Origin of the sequence: uncultured Campylobacter sp., assembly GCF_937997465.1 — a bacterium.
GTDB lineage: Bacteria > Campylobacterota > Campylobacteria > Campylobacterales > Campylobacteraceae > Campylobacter_A.
On the sequence record NZ_CALKTQ010000015.1, the window covers coordinates 1 to 6,141 of the forward strand.

5 protein-coding genes and 2 pseudogenes are annotated in these 6,141 nt (G+C 45.3%); 4 read left to right on the plus strand and 3 right to left on the minus strand.

The genetic code is table 11. The features are described 5' to 3' along the window. The 3 genes and pseudogenes from Q0546_RS00435 to mnmC all read left to right on the plus strand — a co-directional run. A pseudogene (locus Q0546_RS00435) lies at positions 1–165 on the plus strand (nitronate monooxygenase); the annotation flags it as partial. Next, positions 149–1,870, plus strand: coding sequence for an N-acetylmuramoyl-L-alanine amidase (locus Q0546_RS00440; protein ID WP_298789535.1), 1,722 nt, complete (start codon positions 149–151; stop codon positions 1,868–1,870). The pseudogene Q0546_RS00435 and the gene Q0546_RS00440, both read left to right, overlap by 17 nt. Then, the gene (gene mnmC, locus Q0546_RS00445; protein WP_298789538.1) at positions 1,867–3,966 is read left to right on the plus strand and encodes a bifunctional tRNA (5-methylaminomethyl-2-thiouridine)(34)-methyltransferase MnmD/FAD-dependent 5-carboxymethylaminomethyl-2-thiouridine(34) oxidoreductase MnmC; all 2,100 of its coding nucleotides are present in this window, start codon (positions 1,867–1,869) and stop codon (positions 3,964–3,966) included. The genes Q0546_RS00440 and mnmC overlap by 4 nt, the downstream gene beginning before the upstream one ends. A 251-nt stretch (positions 3,967–4,217) precedes the next feature. On the opposite strand, the gene Q0546_RS00450 is transcribed toward mnmC, so the two are convergent. The 3 genes from Q0546_RS00450 to ppa all read right to left on the minus strand — a co-directional run bounded on the left by Q0546_RS00450 (position 4,218) and on the right by ppa (position 5,359). Continuing rightward, positions 4,218–4,574 carry a DUF937 domain-containing protein gene (locus tag Q0546_RS00450; protein WP_298789540.1) on the minus strand — a complete coding sequence of 119 codons (357 nt, stop codon included), beginning with the start codon at positions 4,572–4,574 and terminating at the stop codon, positions 4,218–4,220. Between the two features lie 51 nt (positions 4,575–4,625). Then, complete coding sequence (locus tag Q0546_RS00455) at positions 4,626–4,751, minus strand: hypothetical protein (protein WP_298789541.1); 126 nt, start codon at positions 4,749–4,751, stop codon at positions 4,626–4,628. 89 nt (positions 4,752–4,840) lie between these two features. Continuing rightward, positions 4,841–5,359, minus strand: a complete 519-nt coding sequence (gene ppa, locus Q0546_RS00460; protein WP_295142531.1) for an inorganic diphosphatase — start codon at positions 5,357–5,359, stop codon at positions 4,841–4,843. 223 nt (positions 5,360–5,582) lie between these two features. Between ppa and Q0546_RS00465 the strand changes: the two are divergent. Further along, a pseudogene (locus Q0546_RS00465) lies at positions 5,583–5,789 on the plus strand (IS1595 family transposase); the annotation flags it as partial. Positions 5,790–6,141: the final 352 nt, after the last annotated feature.

The window sequence follows — 6,141 nt, forward strand, 5'->3', positions numbered from 1 at the left end:
GAGGCTAAAGAGGTGGGATACTGCATCGCAGACCGCCTCTACGACGCCTTTGAGGGGCGCAAGGAGACGGGGTTGTTTTTCACGGGCGCAAACGGCTACAAGCTAAACGAGATAATAAGCGTGAAAGAACTATTTGAAAAACTGATAAATGGCGAAGATAGTTAAATTATTTTTAATACTTCTATTTTTTTTGAATAGCGCGGTTTGCGCAAGCGCTTTATCGAGTTTAGATAAATTTGATAAAAATTTTAATAGCGCCAGCAATAAAGAAAAAATCGCAATGCATCAAGAGCTAAGGACTCTTTACGTAAAATCCATAATGGAAAATAACGTAAATTTAAGAGTCCAAAGCCTAACTAGACTAATAAAAAGCTCAAAAGCCCTAGGGCTAGATACCAAACCGTATGAAAAAGAGCTCGCGAGCATACCGCAGTCTGTAAAGCCAAGCGAAGAAAAACCAAAACAAGAAATAAAGCAGGTCAAAAAAGAACAACAAAAACAAGAGCCGAAGCAAAAAGAAGTAAAACTAAGTCAGCTATCCTCGGCTCCGCTGGCCGCCCAAAATGCCAAAACCGTCAAAAATCAAACTTTGCAGCTTCTAGAAGCTTCGGATAACGACGGAAATTTCGAGCTAAAATTTAGCCGCCAGTTAAACGGTAACGATATCAAAAAAACCGACCTAAATCAAAAAGGTTCTTATAAGACGATATATGAATTTAAAGGAATTTGGAGTGGCGGAAAACTGCAAAGATTTAAGAACTACTTGGTGGACGAGATCCGCATAAGTCAGTTTGACGAAAAAACCGTTAGGGTGGTATTCATAAGTCAATTCGAACCAAATTTAAAACTCAGAGTCGATAATCAGTCTTTAATTTTCTCAAAGGCTAAGTCCACGCAAAGCCAAAATTTAACGAGTCAAAACAGTAAACAAAAAAATCATCAACCGTCTATCAAGCAAGAGCTCCCCAAAATCGCTGCAAATTCGAAATCTGAAATAACTCAAATACAACAGCAAAAAGCAACTCAACACCAAGCTCAAAATCAAAAGCTCGCTCAGCAAAAGCAAGAAAAAGTTGCCGCACAGGCCAAGACGGATGCTAAAAGTACCCAAAGCACCACCGAAAAGGATGAGCAAGAAATTGTGCTGGCGCCCGTAAAAACGACAAGCACTAAAAAAATCACAAGCGCTAAAGGCAAGGTTGTCGTCCTTGACGCAGGACATGGCGGCGATGATCCAGGCGCCATAAACGGATCGCTAAAAGAAAAAAATATCGTGCTAAGTATCGCCCAAAAGGCGGGCAAGGAGCTGCAAGGACGCGGCTACAATGTGTATTACACGCGTAGTAAGGATAAATTTATCAACCTTCGCGACCGCACGAAATACGCCAACGACAAGGCTGCGGACCTCTTTATCTCCATCCACGCAAACGCTGCGCCGAGCAAAACCAAGGCAGCGACTATGCGCGGCATAGAGACGTTTTTCCTCTCGCCGGCTCGTAGTGAACGTAGCAAAAACGCCGCCGCGCTGGAAAATAAATCCGACATCGAGGAGATGAACTATTTTTCTAAGCAGACATTTTTAAATTTCCTTAACCGCGAGAAAATCATCGCCTCAAACAAGCTCGCCATCGACGTTCAACGCGAAGTTTTAGCGCGAGCAAAATCAGTTAGCTCAAAGGCTTCCGACGGCGGCGTTCGCGAGGCGCCTTTTTGGGTGCTAGTGGGCGCGCTGATGCCTGCGGTACTGCTTGAGGTTGGCTACATCACTCACCCTAGCGAAGGCGATCTTATAAATAACTCAAAGTACCAAGATGCCCTAGCCAAGGGGCTCGCAGACGGCATAGACGTCTATTTTTCAAACCAGCAATGAAAAGCGCACGAGTCGTTTTAAAGGGTGGCATCCCGTTTAATCCCGAATTTGACGACATTTACTTTAACGCAGACGATCCCGTAGGGCAAAGCGAGTATGTATTTAACTCCATTTTTGATGAAATTTGGGAGAAAAAGAGCGAATTTAACGTGCTTGAGGCTGGATTTGGCGCAGGGCTAAATTTTCTCTGCGCTTTTAAAAGATTTAAAAACACGGATAAATTTTTAAATTTCGTCAGTATCGAAAAAACTCCGATCGCCAAAGAGGATCTGGCTAAAATTTATGCGAATTTTAGCGAGCTCGCGGATGTTTCGGGTGAGCTTTTGGGTGCCTACCCGCCTCTTATTCGCGGATTTCATAGGCTAAATTTGGCTCCAAACGTCACGCTTACCTTGTGTTTTGGTGACGTGGCCGAGGTTTTGGATGAGCTTAGTTTTAAAGCAGATACCGTTTTTATGGACGGCTTTGCTCCCGCTAAAAACGAAGCTATGTGGAGCGAGCGGGTTTGCGGTAAAATCGCAAATTTATGCGCATTGGGTGCTAGCGTTTGCACATACTCGGCTTCGGGTGCGTTAAAAAGAGCCTTGCAAAATAGCGGTTTTGAGGTAAATTTGCTAAAAGGTTACGGCAAAAAGCGCGAGATGCTACGTGCCAAATTTGCGGGTGAACGGCAAGCTGAGGGCGAAATTTGGTTTAGCAGATTTGATCCCGCTGCCACGACCGCTCCAAAGACGGCGCTAGTTATCGGCGGCGGCGTGGCTGGCTGCGTTTGCGCGTTTAAGTTGCGCGAGCGCAGCCTAGATGTAACGATCGCCGAAAAGCGTGGCGATATCGCGCTAAACGGCTCCGGAAATCACTGCGGTATTTTAATGCCGCTTATCACGAAACCCTCTGTAAATTTAGGCCGCATGCATATGAATGCGTTTTTGCAGGCGGCGCGCTTTTATGAGCGAAATTTGGGCGCTGAGGAGATAGAGTTTTGCGGTGCGACAGACTACGCATACGAGCAAAAGACGCTAGAGCGCTTTTACGAGTGGCACGAATTTGACGCGGACAACGGCGTTTTTGAGCTAAAATTTGATGACGAGCCTTACGCTAGCGCGTTTATTTTTAATGGCGCCAAAGCTCGCCCCAGAAAGATGTGCAAAGCGGCAAGCACGGGTATAAAAACGCTTTTAAACTGCGAATTTACGGGCTTTGAGACTCTTGAGAGCGGCGCTGTTAGGGCTCATTTTAAGGATGGGCAAATCATCGACGCCGACGTACTCTTGCTTGCTGTCGGTAGCGAGAGCATGGAGCTTTTTACGGACTACGACATCAGGCTTAGCTCCGTGCGCGGCCAGGTCACGCATATCGCGCCTGCCGTTTGGACGCCTGCGCCTTTTAGCGCCAAAGGCTACGTTTGCCCGCCTGTTGATGATGTGCAGGTTATCGGCGCGACTTACGATAGAAATCTTTTTTTAGACGAGCCGCGTTCTAGCGATGATGAGAAAAACTTGGCCGACGTCGCCGAGTTTTTGGACGGCAAATTTGCAAAAAGCGAGCGGCTAAATTTAAGCGGCGCGCAAGATACAAATTTGACTATTGGCCCAGACGGCGACGCTGAAAATGCGGATCGTTTGGAGGTGAACAAGGGTGGCGTAAATTTAAGCAAAAGCATGGATTTGCGTACCGAGACTACTGATGATTCGGCGCAGATGCAAGATGCGTCAAATTTGACTGCATCCGAAAATCTCTCAAACGACATGATAAAAACTCCGCAAAACGTCCGAATAATCGGTTCGAAAGTGGGCTACCGCAGCTATAGCGGCGACCGTTTTCCGCTCATCGGGCGGCTTTACGACGAGGATTTTTATAAAGATACATACAAGTCGCTGCTTTGGACGAAAAGCAAGTCTAATCCGCATCCAAAATACGTTCCAAACGTCTACATTAGCACCGCTCACGGCTCGCGCGGGCTCTGCACGGCGGTGCTTGGTGCGGAGCTTATCTGTGATCTTATTTTTGACCGCCCGCTTTGCATCGAAAAATCGCTTTTTGACGAGCTGCATTTGGCGAGATTTCTCGTTAGAAAACTTAAAAAAGGGCTGAAATAGGCATAAAAATTGGATTTTAAAGTCTGATTTTACGTTATTTGTTTTTATCTCAAATTCGGCATAAATTTGAGGCAGCGGCGAGTATTGATAAATATGGTTAAAGTGGTATGAGTGCCGTTTGCAGGCGTATATCAAAAATTGTTAAGAGTATAATAAATTTACGCATTGCGGTGCAAAAGCATAGCGCATAGGAAGCGGTAAATTTAGCTGAGTGGCTCAAAGCCAAAACGGCTAAAATAGGCGAAATCCGCCTATTTTTTACCGAAAAAGTCGCCCGCGATCCTAAAAATATCATCTACGATCGAGCCGTCTTTGTTCTGATCCAAAAACTGCGTAAGCATCGACATCATGGAGCCGCTATCTGCAGAGCCTTGCAAATTTGATGCTTTTAGCTGATTGTTTAGCATGCCTGCGATCATCGGCGCGATCATCGGTAGCAAGGTTTTGATAGAGTCCGCGCTGATGCCCAGCTGCGAACCCACGTCGCTAGCTAGAGCCCTGCTGTTTTCTTTTGAGCCTGTTAGTACGCCAAGCAGCTCGTTGCCCTCGGCGACGCTGATGTTTTGCGGGGCGTCAGCCATATCGTCTAGGTTTGAGCGGCGGATCATATCTAGGAAATTGGACGAATCCGCGTCTGATTTAAAATTCTCGTTTGCTCTTTACATGAAAATCGGCGCGATCTTAGAAACTACGGCCCCTACGTCGTTTGCCGCCAGTCCGCTTTTTTGCGACATTGCATCAAGCATGCCGCCGGAGTTGCCCAAAAGTAGCTTTAATATATCCATTTTTATCCTTTTGATTTTTCGATAGTTTAACTCGGCCGCCGCTTGTTTGGGTTTAAAGAAGCGGCAGCCAAGCAAGCCGGGAGAGCGGCTTATTTGTAGTTTTTGATTGCCGCGTCCAGGATCTCTTTCGCGGCGTCGGCGTCTTTAAATTCTTTAACCTTGACCCATTTGTTAGGCTCTAAAATTTTATAAGTTTCAAAGAAATTTTTGATCTTATTTAGAGTGGCCTCAGGCAGGTCTTTGTAGCTCTTGATCCCGTCAAATCTCGGGTCGATCTTGGTGACCGGTACGGCTAGTAGCTTCTCGTCCATGCCTGCTTCGTCCTCCATCACGAGTACGCCGATTAGGCGGCATGGGATCACGCTGCCTGCTTGCAGCGGATATTCGTTTAGCACCAAGATATCGGCAGGATCGCCGTCTGCTGCAAGCGTGTTTGGCACGAAGCCGTAGTTTGCCGGGTAGAACATCGCCGAGTAGAGCACGCGATCGACTACGACCGCGCCGCTATCTTTGTCGATTTCGTATTTTATGTTCGAGCCGTACGGGATCTCGATCACGGCGTTGATTTTGTCCGGGTTTGAGCCTGCTTTGATTTTTGAAACGTCCATTTTAATCCTTTGTAAATCACGTATCACGCGGCGTTTTGTAGCAAAACGCTTTGAGATACTTGCCTTGAAATTTGAGTAAGAGATTATATAAAATCTCGGCTAAATTTGGAGTAAAACGAGAATCAGGGCAGGCTAAAATTTGATGGGCATTACGGCGGTAAATTTGATGCTAAAAAGTAAAAGGCCCAATATAAGTTAAAAACTTTCAAAGGAGTTTTTAACTATGATCCTATTGATAAAAAATAAGTATATAATCCGTTCCCGAATTTCAGAAAAGAAATTTAGAGAAATTCTCAAGTACTTTGCAGAGGATATAGAGGCTACTAAAATAGCAAATTTAACCGGGATTTATAGAATTTCCATTTATAAGACTCTAAAAAGCATTAGAGTTTTGATGTCTCAAGAGTGTGAAAAGATATCTAAGTTTTCAACAGGGAACTAGCGGAAACATTTTAACCGAAACAAGCCGAGATATTAAACTTTTATTTGAGAAACCAGCTTTGGATAAGCTCGGGGTGTTTTGTAGGGTGTATCATACAAGTTTTCAGGTGAAATTTCCAGCTCGCAAGCTCGCCTAGAAGCTTCGCTTTGAAATAGACGAAAGTTACTTTTACTTCGCTTTGCTCGTAACTGCGTCTTGAAAAGCTACAAGCGTAGTGAAGTAGAGCAGAACGGAGCTAAGAGAGTAAGAGGTAAGAGAGGTAGAGGAGCAAACGGAAAGCAACCGGTATTTCTATTTCGCTACGCTCGTAGCTGTAAACAGACGGAATGCTAAAGCGTGA